Below are 15,425 nucleotides of genomic sequence, written 5' to 3'. Positions count from 1 at the left end.
CGCGAATATTTACCCTCACCCCGGCCCTCTCCCTGAAAGGGCGAGGGGAAAAGCGTGCCAACATTGAAGATTGAGCCAGTTTGTTAGCAATCTCAAAGATACGTCAACGAATTAATTTTTCTCGGAAAAACAAATGGCTATAGCACTTGTGACCGGTGGCAGTCGCGGCATCGGGCGGGCAACTGCATTACTGTTGGCGAAAGAAGAGTATACGGTGGCGGTTAATTATCAACAAAACCTCCATGCGGCGCAGGAAGTGGTGAACTTAATCACGCAAGCCGGTGGCAAGGCATTCGTGCTCCAGGCGGATATCAGCGACGAAAATCAGGTCATCGCAATGTTTACAGCAATCGATCAGCACGATGAACCGCTAGCAGCGCTGGTCAATAACGCCGGGATCTTGTTTACCCAGTGCACCGTTGAAAACCTTACCGCAGAGCGAATCAACCGAGTACTTTCCACCAACGTGACGGGATATTTTCTCTGCTGCCGCGAGGCGGTAAAACGCATGGCGCTTAAAAATGGTGGCAGTGGCGGCGCTATCGTCAATGTCTCTTCGGTGGCCTCACGGTTGGGTTCGCCAGGGGAATAGGTTGATTACGCGGCATCGAAAGGGGCGATTGATACGTTAACCACCGGACTATCGCTGGAAGTCGCCGCGCAGGGGATCCGCGTTAACTGCGTGCGGCCAGGGTTTATTTATACCGAAATGCACGCCAGCGGCGGCGAGCTTGGACGCGTCGATCGCGTTAAGTCGAACATCCCCATGCAGCGTGGTGGACAGGCAGAAGAGGTCGCGCAGGCCATTGTCTGGCTACTAAGTGATAAAGCCTCTTACGTCACGGGAAGTTTTATCGATTTGGCGGGCGGGAAATAAAACAGGGAAGTTGTCTGACCGATGCAACAAGTATTGCATCCGGTACTTCATCGACTTAAAGCTTCTCGCCGTTGCTGGCAATCACCTCTTTGTACCAGTTAAAGCTCTTCTTACGTGAACGCGACATATCGCCAGTACCGTCGTCATGTTTATTCACATAGATAAAGCCGTAGCGTTTGCTGTACTGCCCGGTAGTGAATGACACGCAGTCGATGCAGCCCCACGGTGTGTAGCCCATCAGATCCACACCATCGTAAGTCACTGCTTTTTTCATCTCTTCAATATGGGCGCGCAGGTAGTCAATGCGGTAGTCGTCGTTGATGCTGCCATCTTCTTCCACTTTGTCGTAAGCGCCAAAACCGTTTTCGACAATAAACAGCGGCCTCTGATAACGCTCATACAGTTCGCAAAGGGCATAGCGCAGACCTACTGGATCAATCTGCCAGCCCCAGTCAGACGCTTTAACATACGGGTTCGGTACGCTGCCTTCAAAACCAGAGATCGCATCGCCGGTGCCGCCTTCGGCCTTCACTGCGTTGATCATGTAATAGCTGAAACCAAGATAATCGCAGGTGCCTTCACGCAGTACATCCAGATCGCCATCTTCCATTTTGATGTTAAATCCGCGACGCTCCCACTCGTTCAACACATAGGACGGGTAATAGCCGCGTAGCTGCACATCGGTAAAGACGTAGCGTTCGCGCATCGACTCCTGAGCGAACATCACATCGTCCGGGTTACAGGAGTAAGGATAGAGCGGCACCATCGCCAGCATACAGCCGACTTTCATCTCCGGGTTAATGCGACGCGCGGCTTTCACTGCTAGGGCGCTGGCGACAAACTGGTGATGCAGCACCTGGTACATCGTCTCTTCCGGGTTGTCATGCTCGGTATACACCACGCCGGAGCAGCAGTAACCAAACAGCGGCGCACGCCAGTTACGCTGGTTGTTTATTTCGTTGAAGGTCATCCAGTATTTGACTTTATGCTTGTAGCGTTCGAATACCACTTCCGCGAAACGGACAAAGAAATCAACGACTTTACGGTTGGTCCAGCTACCGTATTGCTGCACCAGATGCAGCGGTATTTCAAAGTGGGAGAGGGTTATCACCGGTTCGATGTTGTATTTCAGCAGTTCATCGAACAGAGAGTCGTAAAACTTCAGCCCTTCTTCGTTTGGCTGAGCTTCATCACCTTTTGGAAAAATACGCGTCCAGGCGATGGAAGTCCGAAAACATTTGAAGCCCATTTCGGCAAATAGCTTGATGTCTTCCTTGTAGTGACCATAAAAATCAACGGCTTCATGGTTTGGATAGTATTTTCCTGGCAAGACTTCTTTGGTGATTTCGCGCGGCACGCCGTGTGCGCCACCGGTCAGAACGTCACAAATGCTCGGTCCTTTGCCGCCTTTGTTCCAGCCGCCTTCGACCTGATGAGCGGCAACGGCGCCACCCCATAAGAAATCTTTCGGTAAGGTGAGTTTTTTCACTATCATAGGCTCCAGATGAGTCAATTCTTACAGGAAATAGTACCATGCAGCCAAACGACATCACTTTTTCTCAACGTTTCCAGGATGACATTCTGGCTGGGCGTAAAACCATCACCATCCGCGACGAGTCTGAATCGCACTTCAAAACGGGTGATGTGCTTCGTGTCGGACGTTTTGAAGATGACGATTATTTTTGCACGATTGAAGTCACCGCAACCTCAACCGTAACGCTGGATACGCTGACGGAAAAACATGCAGAGCAGGAAAATATGACCCTGACTGAACTGATAAAGGTCATTGCCGACATCTATCCCGGTCAGACACAGTTTTATGTGATTGAATTTAAATGTCTTTAAATTGAACTCACGCCTGTTAGTTGAAATTTCTCATTTAATTTCATGATTTTTAGGAGATTAGTCTCAAATCAGAATTTATTTTAGCTAACAGGTGTTCACTGGAACTATTCTCAGTTACGCTGGAGAGGTATACATGTGCGTGTACGTTTCTCCGGAGTAAGTTATGGTTCAGAAGCCCCTCATTAAGCAGGGATATTCGCTGGCAGAGGAAATTGCCAACAGCGTCAGTCACGGCATTGGGTTGGTGTTTGGTATCGTTGGGCTGGTGTTGCTACTGGTTCAGGCGGTGGATCTCAATGCCAGCGCCACAGCGATAACCAGCTACAGCCTCTATGGCGGCAGTATGATCCTGCTGTTCCTCGCTTCGACGCTCTATCACGCCATTCCTCATCAACGGGCAAAAATGTGGCTGAAGAAATTTGACCATTGCGCTATTTACCTGTTGATTGCCGGAACCTACACGCCGTTTTTGCTGGTGGGGCTGGATTCTCCGTTAGCGCGCGGGTTGATGATTGTTATCTGGAGCCTGGCATTGCTGGGGATTCTGTTTAAACTGACCATCGCGCACCGATTCAAAATTTTATCTCTGGTGACCTATCTGGCGATGGGCTGGCTGTCGCTGGTGGTAATTTATGAAATGGCAGTTAAGCTCGCGGCGGGCAGCGTTACCTTACTGGCGGTAGGCGGCGTGGTTTATTCGCTCGGAGTGATTTTCTATGTCTGCAAACGCATTCCCTACAATCATGCCATCTGGCACGGCTTCGTGCTCGGCGGCAGTATGTGCCACTTTCTGGCGATCTATTTGTATATTGGGCAGGCGTAATGGGTATGCCTTTGTAGGCCTGATAAGACGCGCCAGCGTCGCATCAGGCATCGGAGCGCAACCGCCGGATGCGGCGTGAACGCCTTATCCGATCTACGGGCCTCGTCCCTGTTGTGATAAAGGCATCAAATCCCAGACATGATAAGACGCGTCAGCGTCGCATCAGGCGATAAATGCCTGATGCGATACAGAGATTTACTCTTCGAGTGAATACGGCAGCGGCTCGATATGCAGTGTATTCGCATCGTCGCGTACGCGGAAGATGCTGTCCGGTTCCATATCGTTATTCATGACGACCTGTACCACGACCTGACCATCTTCCAGTTTTACCGCAGCCAGCACCGTACCGGTACGACGCCAGTTCTCGCCCATTTTCAGCTCTAAGTCTTCACCAGCTTCCGGCAGTCGGCTGGCGCTACCTGCCAGCAACCAGAGCGCACGTTTATTGGCACCACGGAATTTTGCTCGCGCCACCATCTCTTGTCCGGTATAACAGCCTTTCTTAAAACTGATACCGCCCAGCGCCTGGAGATTGGTCGCCTGTGGGATAAACTGCCCGCTGTTCGCGGCATCAATCACCGGGAAACCCGCTTCAATGTTTAATGCCAGCCACTGTTGGCTATTGTTCAGTTCCGCTTCACCGCGCAGTTTATCGGTCAGCATATTGGCAGTAGCTTCATCGGTTACGATCAGGAAACGTTCTGCCGGGTGTTCAAACCATAGCAAAGTGGTCGCGCCTTCTTTAACTACCTGTTTTTCTCTCGAAGGTAGTTCACTAAAGAGATTGGCGAGCGCGGCGCGCGCCTGAAAACCGGCAACACCAAGCAGCACACGCTCGTCGTCTGCCGCGATGGTCACTTTAGAGAACACCGCATATTTTTTCAGTTCAGTCAGCTGCGGTTCACGCACGCTGCGCCGTTCAATCCACGCAAAGCCATCGCCGTCGCGGAACAGACGTAAATTGCTCCACATTTTACCTTTGGCGTCGCAATGGGCGGCGAGCAGGTGCTGATTTTCTGTCATCTGGCTGACATCTGCTGTCACCTGACCCTGCATATATTTTTCGCTGTCCGCGCCAGTAATGGTGGCAAGCGCCCAGTCATCAAGCGTCATCAGCGTCAGCGGTAAACGGGCAGAAGCCGTAGGCTGACGGGGAGGAAAAGGTGTAAAAGCCATAATAGAGTCCTGAGTTGCTTAACGGCGTATTAATAACTAATGGTAAAAGAGCTATGAGGCAATGCAAGTGCTTTCACTACGCGATCTGTGCCTTCTGCGAGGCGACTTCCAAAAAAATGAAGCTCTTGAATTGTTGTGAATTAATTTCGCGATCGCGATGGTGTTTACTGATATTCCCGTAAAAGAAGTCGAAAAACACGTTACAATAGCCGGGTACTGGATTTTCGTGAGACAGGAAGAAGATGGACATTAACAACAAAGCCCGCATTCATTGGGCATGCCGCCGTGGTATGCGCGAACTCGATATTTCAATCATGCCGTTTTTCGAACATGAGTACGACAGCTTAAGCGATGACGAAAAACGCATCTTTATTCGTCTGCTGGAATGTGACGATCCGGACCTGTTTAACTGGCTGATGAATCACGGTAAACCGGCCGATGCAGAACTGGAAATGATGGTCCGACTCATCCAGACACGGAACCGGGAACGTGGTCCTGTGGCAATCTGATTTGCGCGTCTCCTGGCGCGCACAGTGGCTTTCCTTGCTGATTCATGGGCTGGTTGCCGCTGTTATTTTACTCATGCCCTGGCCGCTCAGTTACACCCCGTTATGGATGGTGTTACTTTCGCTGGTGGTATTTGATTGCGTTCGCAGCCAGCGGCGTATTAATGCTCGCCAGGGGGAAATTCGATTGTTGATGGACGGACGTTTGCGTTGGCAAGGGCAGGAGTGGAGCATCGTCAAAGCACCGTGGATGATTAAGAGCGGCATGATGCTGCGTTTACGTTCTGATGGCGGTAAACGGCAACATTTATGGCTGGCAGCCGACAGCATGGACGAAGCTGAATGGCGGGATTTACGGCGGATTTTGTTGCAACAAGAGACGCAAAGATAAATATGACGGCAAAGCATATGCGCTAAGCCGTCAGTGAGATCAGGCGTAATGCTCTGCCATTTCGTTGAGGATTTGCTCGCACCAGCTCTGAATACGCTCGTCGCTAAGGTCATACTGGTTAGTTTCATCCAGCGCCAGACCCACGAACAGTTGCCCGTCAGCAATCACCGGTTTCGGGCTGGTAAATTCATATCCTTCCGTTGGCCAGTAGCCGACGAACTTCACGCCTTTGGTCGAGAGTTTGTCATGCAGCATACCGAGCGCATCGAGGAACCACTCGCCGTATCCCAGTTGATCGCCAAGCCCATACAGCGCAACAATTTTACCTTCAAGGTTCAGGTCGTCGAGCTGATCCCAGACGGCTTCCCAGTCTTCCTGGATTTCGCCAAAATCCCAGGTCGGGATACCCAGAATGAGCACATCGTACTGCTCCATTAATTTCGGGGAGTCGTCCTTGAGGTTATGTAAGGTCACCAGTTCTGGGCCGATAATATCGCGGATTTTTTCTGCCGCCATTTCGGTGTAACAGGTGCTGGAACCGTAAAAAAGACCCATATTCATAACGTAAGCTTCTCGATTCTGCTGTGGCTTTTGCGGCTAGTGTATCAGAATCGCTTTAGTCACGGCACAATAAGGCATAATGGATCAAATGAGTGACCATAAGGGGCGCAAGTGAAACAGGATCTGGCACGCATCGAGCAGTTTCTTGATGCTCTGTGGCTGGAAAAAAATCTGGCTGAAAATACGTTGAACGCTTACCGTCGCGATCTGTCAATGATGGTGGAGTGGTTGCATCACCGCGGGTTGACGCTGGCGACGGCGCAAAGTGACGATTTGCAGGCATTACTGGCAGAACGGCTAGAGGGCGGGTATAAAGCCACCAGCTCAGCGCGTTTGCTGAGTGCAGTGCGCCGATTGTTCCAGTATCTTTATCGCGAAAAGTTTCGTGAAGACGATCCCAGTGCGCATCTCGCTTCACCGAAATTGCCACAGCGTTTGCCAAAAGATTTAAGCGAAGCGCAGGTCGAACGTTTATTACAGGCACCATTAATTGATCAGCCACTGGAGCTACGCGATAAAGCCATGCTTGAAGTGTTGTATGCTACCGGGCTGCGTGTCTCTGAACTGGTCGGGCTGACAATGAGTGATATCAGCCTACGTCAGGGCGTAGTGCGGGTCATTGGTAAAGGCAACAAAGAGCGCCTGGTGCCGTTAGGTGAAGAGGCCGTTTACTGGCTGGAAACCTATCTGGAACATGGGCGTCCGTGGCTGTTGAATGGTGTGTCAATTGACGTGTTGTTTCCCAGCCAGCGTGCGCAGCAGATGACGCGACAGACCTTCTGGCACCGCATTAAACATTATGCCGTGCTGGCGGGTATCGACAGCGAAAAGCTGTCACCGCATGTGTTGCGTCACGCTTTTGCCACTCATTTATTAAATCATGGTGCGGATTTACGCGTGGTGCAGATGCTACTGGGCCACAGCGATCTCTCCACCACGCAAATTTATACGCATGTCGCTACCGAGCGTCTGCGGCAACTTCATCAACAGCATCACCCGCGGGCGTGATGTCTGAAAAGAACGGGAAGATTTATGAAGAAAGGTTTTATGTTGTTTACTTTGTTAGCGGCGTTTTCAGGCTTTGCTCAGGCTGATGACGCGGCAATTCAACAAACGTTAGCCAAAATGGGCATTAAAAGCAGCGATATTCAGCCAGCACCCGTGGCTGGCATGAAGACTGTGCTGACTAACAGCGGTGTGTTGTACATCACCGATGACGGTAAACATATCATTCAGGGGCCAATGTATGACGTTAGTGGCGCGGCTCCGGTCAATGTCACCAATAAAATGCTGCTAAAGCAGTTGAATGCGCTTGAAAAAGAGATGATCGTTTATAAAGCGCCGCAGGAAAAACACGTCATCACCGTGTTTACTGATATTACCTGTGGGTACTGCCACAAACTGCATGAGCAAATGGCAGACTACAACGCGCTGGGGATCACCGTGCGTTATCTTGCTTTCCCGCGCCAGGGGCTGGAGAGCCAGGCTGAGCAACAAATGAAAGCCATCTGGTGTGCGAAAGATAAAAACAAAGCGTTTGATGATGTGATGGCTGGTAAAGCTGCCACTCCGGCAAGTTGCGATATCGATATTGCCGATCATTACGCACTTGGCGTCCAGCTTGGCGTTAGCGGCACTCCGGCAATTGTGCTGAGCAATGGCACACTTGTTCCGGGTTACCAGCCGCCGAAAGAGATGAAAGAATTCCTCGACGAACACCAAAAAATGACCAGCGGTAATTAATTCGCGTGAAACAACAGATACAACTTCGTCGCCGTGAAGTCGATGAAACGGCAGACTTGCCCGCTGAATTGCCTCCCTTGCTGCGCCGTTTATACGCCAGCCGGGGAGTACGCAGTGCGCAAGAACTGGAACGCAGTGTTAAAGGTATGTTGCCCTGGCAGCAACTAAGCGGTGTCGAAAAGGCCGTTGAGATCCTTTACAACGCTTTTCGCGAAGGAACGCGGATTATTGTGGTCGGTGATTTCGACGCCGACGGCGCGACCAGCACGGCTCTAAGCGTGCTGGCGATGCGCTCGCTTGGTTGCAGCAATATCGACTACCTGGTACCAAACCGTTTCGAAGACGGTTACGGCTTAAGCCCGGAAGTGGTCGATCAGGCCCATGCCCGTGGCGCGCAGTTAATTGTCACGGTGGATAACGGTATTTCCTCCCATGCGGGGGTTGAACACGCTCGCTCGTTGGGCATTCCGGTTATTGTTACCGATCACCATTTGCCAGGCGAAACATTACCCGCGGCGGAAGCGATCATTAACCCTAACTTGCGCGACTGTAATTTCCCGTCGAAATCACTGGCAGGCGTGGGTGTGGCGTTTTATCTGATGCTGGCGCTGCGCACCTTTTTGCGCGATCAGGGCTGGTTTGATGAGCGCGGCATCGCAATTCCTAACCTGGCAGAACTGCTGGATCTGGTCGCGCTGGGGACAGTGGCGGACGTCGTGCCGCTGGACGCTAATAATCGCATTCTGACCTGGCAGGGGATGAGTCGCATCCGTGCCGGAAAGTGCCGTCCAGGGATTAAAGCGCTGCTGGAAGTGGCAAACCGTGATGCACAAAAACTCGCCGCCAGCGATTTAGGTTTTGCGCTGGGGCCACGTCTCAATGCTGCCGGGCGACTGGACGATATGTCCGTCGGTGTGGCGCTGTTGCTGTGCGACAACATCGGCGAAGCGCGCGTGCTGGCAAATGAACTCGATGCGCTAAATCAGACGCGAAAAGAGATCGAACAAGGAATGCAGATTGAAGCCTTGACCCTGTGCGAGAAACTGGAGCGAAGTCGCGACACGCTACCCGGCGGGCTGGCAATGTATCACCCCGAATGGCATCAGGGCGTTGTCGGTATTCTGGCTTCGCGCATCAAAGAGCGTTTTCACCGTCCGGTTATCGCCTTTGCGCCAGCAGGTGATGGTACGCTGAAAGGTTCCGGTCGCTCCATTCAGGGGCTGCATATGCGTGATGCGCTGGAGCGATTAGACACACTCTACCCCGGTATGATGCTGAAGTTTGGCGGTCATGCGATGGCGGCGGGTTTGTCGCTGGAAGAGGATAAATTCGAACTCTTTCAACAACGGTTTGGCGAGCTGGTTACCGAGTGGCTGGACCCTTCGCTATTGCAAGGCGAAGTGGTGTCAGACGGCCCGTTAAGCCCGGCCGAAATGACCATGGAAGTGGCGCAGCTGCTGCGCGATGCTGGCCCGTGGGGGCAGATGTTCCCGGAGCCGCTGTTTGATGGTCATTTCCGTCTGCTGCAACAGCGGCTGGTGGGCGAACGTCATTTGAAAGTCATGGTCGAACCGGTCGGCGGCGGTCCGCTGCTGGATGGTATTGCTTTTAATGTCGATACCGCCCTCTGGCCGGATAACGGCGTGCGCGAAGTGCAACTGGCTTACAAGCTCGATATCAACGAGTTTCGCGGCAACCGCAGCCTGCAAATTATCATCGACAATATCTGGCCAATTTAGCGTCATCTTCTCTATAAAAAAGAGCGTGGATTGGGTACAATCCCGCTCTTATCACCGCATTTTGACTAGCTCAATAAAAGAAATCAGACCATGTTTGAAATTAATCCGGTAAATAATCGCATTCAGGACCTCACGGAACGCTCCGACGTTCTTAGGGGGTATCTTTGACTACGACGCCAAGAAAGAGCGTCTGGAAGAAGTAAACGCCGAGCTGGAACAGCCGGATGTCTGGAACGAACCCGAACGCGCACAGGCGCTGGGTAAAGAGCGTTCCTCCCTCGAAGCCGTTGTCGACACCCTCGACCAAATGAAACAGGGGCTGGAAGATGTTTCTGGTCTGCTGGAACTGGCTGTAGAAGCTGACGACGAAGAAACCTTTAACGAAGCCGTTGCTGAACTCGACGCCCTGGAAGAAAAACTGGCGCAGCTTGAGTTCCGCCGTATGTTCTCTGGCGAATATGACAGCGCCGACTGCTACCTCGATATTCAGGCGGGGTCTGGCGGTACGGAAGCACAGGACTGGGCGAGCATGCTTGAGCGTATGTATTTGCGCTGGGCAGAATCGCGTGGTTTCAAAACTGAAATCATCGAAGAGTCGGAAGGTGAAGTGGCGGGTATTAAATCCGTGACGATCAAAATCTCCGGCGATTACGCTTACGGCTGGCTGCGTACAGAAACTGGCGTTCACCGCCTGGTGCGTAAGAGCCCGTTTGACTCCGGCGGTCGTCGCCACACGTCGTTCAGCTCCGCGTTTGTTTATCCGGAAGTTGATGATGATATTGATATCGAAATCAACCCGGCGGATCTGCGCATTGACGTTTATCGCGCGTCCGGCGCGGGCGGTCAGCACGTTAACCGTACCGAATCTGCGGTGCGTATTACCCACATCCCGACCGGGATCGTGACCCAGTGCCAGAACGACCGTTCCCAGCACAAGAATAAAGACCAGGCCATGAAGCAGATGAAAGCGAAGCTTTATGAACTGGAGATGCAGAAGAAAAATGCTGAGAAACAGGCGATGGAAGATAACAAATCCGACATCGGCTGGGGCAGCCAGATTCGTTCTTATGTCCTTGATGACTCCCGCATTAAAGATCTGCGCACCGGGGTTGAAACCCGCAATACGCAGGCCGTGCTGGACGGCAGCCTGGATCAATTTATCGAAGCAAGTTTGAAAGCAGGGTTATGAGGAACCAACATGTCTGAACAACACGCACAGGGCGCTGACGCGGTAGTCGATCTTAACAATGAACTGAAAACGCGTCGTGAGAAGCTGGCGAACCTGCGTGAGCAGGGAATTGCCTTCCCGAACGATTTCCGTCGCGATCATACCTCTGACCAATTGCACGCAGAATTCGACGGTAAAGAGAACGAAGAACTGGAAGCGCTGAACATCGAAGTCGCCGTTGCTGGCCGCATGATGACCCGCCGTATTATGGGTAAAGCCTCTTTTGTTACCCTGCAGGACGTTGGCGGTCGTATTCAGCTGTACGTTGCCCGTGACGATCTTCCGGAAGGCGTTTACAACGAGCAGTTCAAAAAATGGGATCTCGGCGACATCCTCGGCGCGAAAGGTAAACTGTTCAAAACCAAAACCGGCGAACTGTCTATCCACTGCACCGAGCTGCGTCTGCTGACCAAAGCACTGCGTCCGCTGCCGGACAAATTCCACGGCTTGCAGGATCAGGAAGCGCGCTATCGTCAGCGTTATCTGGATCTCATCTCTAACGATGAATCCCGCAACACCTTTAAAGTGCGTTCGCAGATCCTCTCTGGCATTCGCCAGTTCATGGTAAATCGCGGCTTTATGGAAGTTGAAACGCCGATGATGCAGGTGATCCCAGGCGGTGCCGCTGCGCGTCCGTTTATCACCCATCATAACGCGCTGGATCTTGACATGTACCTGCGTATCGCGCCGGAACTGTACCTCAAGCGTCTGGTGGTCGGTGGCTTCGAGCGTGTATTCGAAATCAACCGTAACTTCCGTAACGAAGGTATTTCCGTACGTCATAACCCAGAGTTCACCATGATGGAACTCTATATGGCTTACGCAGATTACAAAGATCTGATCGAGCTGACCGAATCGCTGTTCCGTACTCTGGCACAGGATATTCTCGGTAAGACGGAAGTCACCTACGGCGACGTGACGCTGGACTTCGGTAAACCGTTCGAAAAACTGACCATGCGTGAAGCGATCAAGAAATATCGCCCGGAAACCGACATGGCGGATCTGGACAACTTCGACTCTGCAAAAGCGATTGCTGAATCTATCGGCATCCACGTTGAGAAGAGCTGGGGTCTGGGCCGTATCGTTACCGAGATCTTCGAAGAAGTGGCAGAAGCACATCTGATTCAGCCGACCTTCATTACTGAATATCCGGCAGAAGTTTCTCCGCTGGCGCGTCGTAACGACATTAACCCGGAAATCACAGACCGCTTTGAGTTCTTCATCGGTGGTCGTGAAATCGGTAACGGCTTTAGCGAGCTGAATGACGCGGAAGATCAGGCGCAGCGCTTCCTGGATCAGGTTGCCGCGAAAGACGCAGGTGACGACGAAGCGATGTTCTACGACGAAGATTACGTCACCGCACTGGAACACGGCTTACCGCCGACAGCAGGTCTGGGAATTGGTATCGACCGTATGGTAATGCTGTTCACCAACAGCCATACCATCCGCGACGTTATTCTGTTCCCGGCGATGCGTCCAGTAAAATAAGCATTACGTTATGCTAATAACCCCGGCAAATGTCGGGGTTTTTTAATTGTGCTGCGCGAAAGCAGACAACAATTTTCTTGCTTCACTATTGGCTGCCTGCATTACCATCCACGGACTGAACGCCCACGGCGTGGCATCAATACCGTGTAATACATCTGCTAAATCACACCATTGATAATCCATCACTTCATCATCGTTGATCTGTAACGCACTGTTGGTGCGTGCGGCAAATACCGGACACACTTCATTTTCCACAATGCCATTCGGATCGGTGGCGCGATAGCGAAAGTCAGGATAGATAGATTCAGGAGGCGTAATTTCCACGCCAAGCTCATAACGGCAACGGCGGATCACTGCGTCTTCGTTGCTTTCTCCCAGTTGTGGGTGCCCACAAACCGAGTTAGTCCACACGCCAGGCCATGCTTTTTTGCTCAGTGCGCGGCGGGTAACTAATAATTGCCCCTTGGCATTAAACAGCCAACTGGAGAACGCGAGATGTAAGAGGGTGTCTGCCGTGTGTGCGGCATACTTTTCCAGCGTACCCGTGGGAACTCCCTGTGCATTCAATAAAATGACGTGTTCCGTTTGCATAATTTCTCACATGTAATTCTGATCACTCATCATTATAGATAATTGAAGAGTGAAATGATTAACCAAGTGAGCGTTTATCGACAACCGCCCGTTTTGAGCGGATGCCGACAGGTAAAAACCATTTAAAAAAGTAGCATCATATATTTGAAGCGACTTTCAATGGCCATTGCAACACAGTCAGAAATGACAGGAATAGAGAGAGTAAAAAGCAACAGCAGACTGAATATAGCGCGCATTAAAAGATTTATATTATTCTCCATGCTCATTTTTCTTCAGCTTGCGCATCAGAAGCCACATACGTACTGTCCTGACTTTTAAATCTTTATCAGAGACGGATTCCTTCACCAGGTCAGCATGATGCTGATAGCCATTAAAGAAGACGTTCAGCACAACGGCGCTAAGGGTTGCGAGCATAATGCCGCTATGTAGCAGCGGTTGCAGTACGGCCGGTAACTTAGAAAAGAAATCGTGAGAGAGCGTCGGAGTCATGCCAACGCCGAGACTGATCGCCACAATATAGAGGTTGTAACGGTTGGTGGTGTAGTTACAGCGCGACAGAATTCGAATCCCTGTCGCCAGTACCATGCCGAACATCACTAGACCAGCGCCGCCCAGCACAAATTGCGGAATGGAGGCTACCAGCACCGCCATTTTTGGCACCATGCCAAACAGGATTAATATAATTCCCGAAGAAATACACACCCAGCGGCTATGAACGCGCGTCACGCTAACCAGGCCAACGTTTTGAGAAAATGACGTGTGGGGGAAGCTGTTAAACGTGCCGCCTATCATTGTCCCTACGCCATCGACACGCAGCCCGCGAATAATATCGTGTGAAGAGAGTTTACGACCGACTATTTCACCCAGTGCCAGGAACATCCCCATCGACTCGATAAACACGATGATTAACACGGCAGTCATGGTCAGAATGGAAACGGGATCGAAAATCGGCATACCAAACGACATCGGGGTGACAATCGCAAACCACAAGGCATCATGTAGCCCGGATAAATTGACTTCATTCATCATCCACGAAAGTAAAAAGCCAAATACAATCCCCAGTAATACGGCGACGTTGGACATAAATCCTTTCGCATAGCGAGTAATGAGCAAGATAAAAATTAAGACGGCAAAGGAGATACCTGAATAAACGGGATTACCATATTGCGGATTCCCTTTACCTCCGGCGGCCCAGTCAATACCCACCTGAATGATGCTAAGTCCGACAGAAGTAATAACCACACCGGTAACCAGTGGCGGGAATAAAGGCATCAAGCGACCGATAAGTGGCGCTAATAATGTGGTGATAAAACCCGCGGCGATAGTGGCACCAAATATCCCCAGCAGGCCAATATCCGGGTTCATCCCAATGGCTATCATTGGTGTTACAGCAGCAAAGGTCACCGACATAATCACCGGCAGGCGGATCCCCATAAAGCGGCCGATACCGATACATTGCAATAATGTGACGATCCCGCAGCAAAAGAGATCCGAGCTAATGAGCATCGCAATAGCTTCTTTTGAGAGGCCCAGTCGGTCACCAATCATAAGAGGAACAGCGACTGCACCTGCGTACATGACAAGGACGTGTTGCAGACCGAGTATGATCAGCTTTCCTGGTGATAATATGCGGTCAACCTCATCAGTTGGGCGGTCTTGCCCAGAAGATGAGAGAAGTTGGGAATCTATGGCGCTCATCAGTGTTTCTCCTTTCGCCCGCCAGAGTAAAAAGCAACCGTTTACGTTAATGAAACTGTCTAAACACATGCTCGTGGAGTGCCAGTTTTTGCGAGGAAGGGGAGTTAGAGACAGGAATTGCGGAGGCAATCACATAATCGTGGTTAAACCACGAAAATGAGAAGAGAACCTGACAATGGAATTATCTGTAATTTTCTCATATTGATATTTCATTAATCATTCTGGCATGTCGTACTCTCGCATTTAATCGTTTTTATCTGGATAGCACTCTTTTGATCGGCAATGTTGAAATAATGAAAGCGGCATAGATTGAGGGGCAATAATTTGAACTCAGTCGCAAAATTATAATTAAAACGGTCATGCTACCTAATATATGCCCGTTTATTGGGTAATGACTCCAACTTACTGATAGTGTTTTATGTTCAGATAATGCCCGATGACCTTGTCATGCAGCTCCACCGATTTTGAGAACGACAGTGACTTCCGTCCCAGCCTTGCCAGATGTTGTCTCAGATTCAGATTATGTCGCTCAATGCGCTGAGTGTAACGCTTGCTGATAACGTGCAGCTTTCCCTTCAGGCGTGATTCATACAGCGGCCAGCCATCCGTCATCCATACCACGACCTCAAAGGCCGGCAGCAGGCTCAGAAGACGCTCCAGTGTGGCCAGAGTGCGTTCACCGAAGACGTGCGCCACAACCGTCCTCCGTATCCTGTCATACGCGTAAAACAGCCAGCGCTGACGTGATTTAGCACCGAC

16 protein-coding genes and 2 pseudogenes are annotated in these 15,425 nt (G+C 51.1%); 11 read left to right on the top strand and 7 right to left on the bottom strand.

The genetic code is table 11. The features are described 5' to 3' along the window. Positions 1-133: 133 nt before the first annotated feature. Positions 134-877: pseudogene (locus BHE85_RS08215) on the top strand (SDR family oxidoreductase). A gap of 55 nt (positions 878-932) precedes the next feature. On the opposite strand, the gene bglA reads toward BHE85_RS08215, so the two are convergent. After that, entirely contained in the window at positions 933-2,366 is a 1,434-nt protein-coding gene (gene bglA / locus BHE85_RS08210; protein WP_004986559.1) for a 6-phospho-beta-glucosidase BglA, read from the bottom strand. A 44-nt stretch (positions 2,367-2,410) separates the two neighbouring features. On the opposite strand from bglA, the gene yqfB reads away from it, so the two are divergent. Both yqfB and trhA read left to right on the top strand, forming a co-directional pair. Next, positions 2,411-2,722, top strand: coding sequence for a N(4)-acetylcytidine aminohydrolase (gene yqfB, locus BHE85_RS08205; protein ID WP_039064264.1), 312 nt, complete (start codon positions 2,411-2,413; stop codon positions 2,720-2,722). Between the two features lie 163 nt (positions 2,723-2,885). Continuing rightward, positions 2,886-3,545 carry a PAQR family membrane homeostasis protein TrhA gene (gene trhA / locus BHE85_RS08200; RefSeq protein WP_000250272.1) on the top strand — a complete coding sequence of 220 codons (660 nt, stop codon included), beginning with the start codon at positions 2,886-2,888 and terminating at the stop codon, positions 3,543-3,545. Between the two features lie 195 nt (positions 3,546-3,740). On the opposite strand, the gene ygfZ is transcribed toward trhA, so the two are convergent. Further along, on the bottom strand, positions 3,741-4,721 hold the full coding sequence (gene ygfZ, locus BHE85_RS08195) for a tRNA-modifying protein YgfZ (RefSeq protein ID WP_000886094.1): 981 nt from the start codon (positions 4,719-4,721) through the stop codon (positions 3,741-3,743). A 242-nt stretch (positions 4,722-4,963) separates the two neighbouring features. Between ygfZ and sdhE the strand changes: the two genes are divergently transcribed. Further along, positions 4,964-5,230 carry an FAD assembly factor SdhE gene (sdhE, locus tag BHE85_RS08190; protein ID WP_000354046.1) on the top strand — a complete coding sequence of 89 codons (267 nt, stop codon included), beginning with the start codon at positions 4,964-4,966 and terminating at the stop codon, positions 5,228-5,230. Next, positions 5,211-5,618, top strand: a complete 408-nt coding sequence (locus BHE85_RS08185) for a protein YgfX (protein WP_000244777.1) — start codon at positions 5,211-5,213, stop codon at positions 5,616-5,618. The genes sdhE and BHE85_RS08185 overlap by 20 nt, the downstream gene beginning before the upstream one ends. 39 nt (positions 5,619-5,657) lie before the next feature. On the opposite strand, the gene fldB is transcribed toward BHE85_RS08185, so the two are convergent. Then, positions 5,658-6,179, bottom strand: coding sequence for a flavodoxin FldB (gene fldB, locus BHE85_RS08180; RefSeq protein WP_001055874.1), 522 nt, complete (start codon positions 6,177-6,179; stop codon positions 5,658-5,660). A 111-nt stretch (positions 6,180-6,290) separates the two neighbouring features. Here fldB and xerD point away from each other — a divergent pair, with 111 nt between their 5' ends. The 5 genes from xerD to lysS all read left to right on the top strand — a co-directional run bounded on the left by xerD (position 6,291) and on the right by lysS (position 12,377). Continuing rightward, positions 6,291-7,187 carry a site-specific tyrosine recombinase XerD gene (gene xerD, locus BHE85_RS08175; RefSeq protein ID WP_000806638.1) on the top strand — a complete coding sequence of 299 codons (897 nt, stop codon included), beginning with the start codon at positions 6,291-6,293 and terminating at the stop codon, positions 7,185-7,187. 24 nt (positions 7,188-7,211) lie between these two features. After that, entirely contained in the window at positions 7,212-7,922 is a 711-nt protein-coding gene (gene dsbC / locus BHE85_RS08170) for a bifunctional protein-disulfide isomerase/oxidoreductase DsbC (protein ID WP_000715205.1), read from the top strand. A gap of 5 nt (positions 7,923-7,927) precedes the next feature. Then, positions 7,928-9,661, top strand: a complete 1,734-nt coding sequence (recJ, locus tag BHE85_RS08165; RefSeq protein WP_000813210.1) for a single-stranded-DNA-specific exonuclease RecJ — start codon at positions 7,928-7,930, stop codon at positions 9,659-9,661. A gap of 90 nt (positions 9,662-9,751) precedes the next feature. Beyond that, positions 9,752-10,850, top strand: a protein-coding gene (prfB, locus tag BHE85_RS08160; RefSeq protein ID WP_001701073.1) for a peptide chain release factor 2 whose coding sequence is annotated in 2 segments (ribosomal slippage) — positions 9,752-9,826 and positions 9,828-10,850 — 1,098 coding nt in all. Because the reading frame shifts where the segments join, the coding sequence is not laid out codon by codon here. A 9-nt stretch (positions 10,851-10,859) separates the two neighbouring features. After that, a complete protein-coding gene (gene lysS / locus BHE85_RS08155) occupies positions 10,860-12,377 on the top strand; it encodes a lysine--tRNA ligase (protein ID WP_000003068.1) in 1,518 nt (505 codons plus the stop codon). 42 nt (positions 12,378-12,419) lie between these two features. Here lysS and idi read toward each other — a convergent pair whose 3' ends face one another. Beyond that, entirely contained in the window at positions 12,420-12,968 is a 549-nt protein-coding gene (gene idi, locus BHE85_RS08150) for an isopentenyl-diphosphate Delta-isomerase (protein WP_001192790.1), read from the bottom strand. Between the two features lie 54 nt (positions 12,969-13,022). Between idi and BHE85_RS08145 the strand changes: the two genes are divergently transcribed. Then, positions 13,023-13,094 (top strand): protein YqfH, encoded by a 72-nt coding sequence (locus BHE85_RS08145; RefSeq protein ID WP_120795390.1) that lies wholly within the window; start codon positions 13,023-13,025, stop codon positions 13,092-13,094. Here the strand turns inward: BHE85_RS08145 and yqfG are convergent. From yqfG to BHE85_RS08130, 3 genes and pseudogenes are all read right to left on the bottom strand, one after another. Further along, positions 13,091-13,216, bottom strand: a complete 126-nt coding sequence (gene yqfG, locus BHE85_RS08140) for a protein YqfG (RefSeq protein WP_001050745.1) — start codon at positions 13,214-13,216, stop codon at positions 13,091-13,093. The two genes, BHE85_RS08145 and yqfG, sit on opposite strands and share 4 nt — an antisense overlap. 1 nt (position 13,217) lies before the next feature. Next, positions 13,218-14,666 (bottom strand): urate/proton symporter UacT, encoded by a 1,449-nt coding sequence (uacT, locus tag BHE85_RS08135; RefSeq protein WP_024258042.1) that lies wholly within the window; start codon positions 14,664-14,666, stop codon positions 13,218-13,220. A 402-nt stretch (positions 14,667-15,068) separates the two neighbouring features. Continuing rightward, positions 15,069-15,425, bottom strand: a pseudogene (locus tag BHE85_RS08130) (IS1-like element IS1X2 family transposase); the annotation flags it as partial.

The sequence above is a fragment of the Shigella sp. FC1567 genome, assembly GCF_001743015.1.
GTDB classification, from domain to species: domain Bacteria; phylum Pseudomonadota; class Gammaproteobacteria; order Enterobacterales; family Enterobacteriaceae; genus Escherichia; species Escherichia coli.
This window is presented reverse-complemented; position numbering and strand designations above follow the sequence as displayed.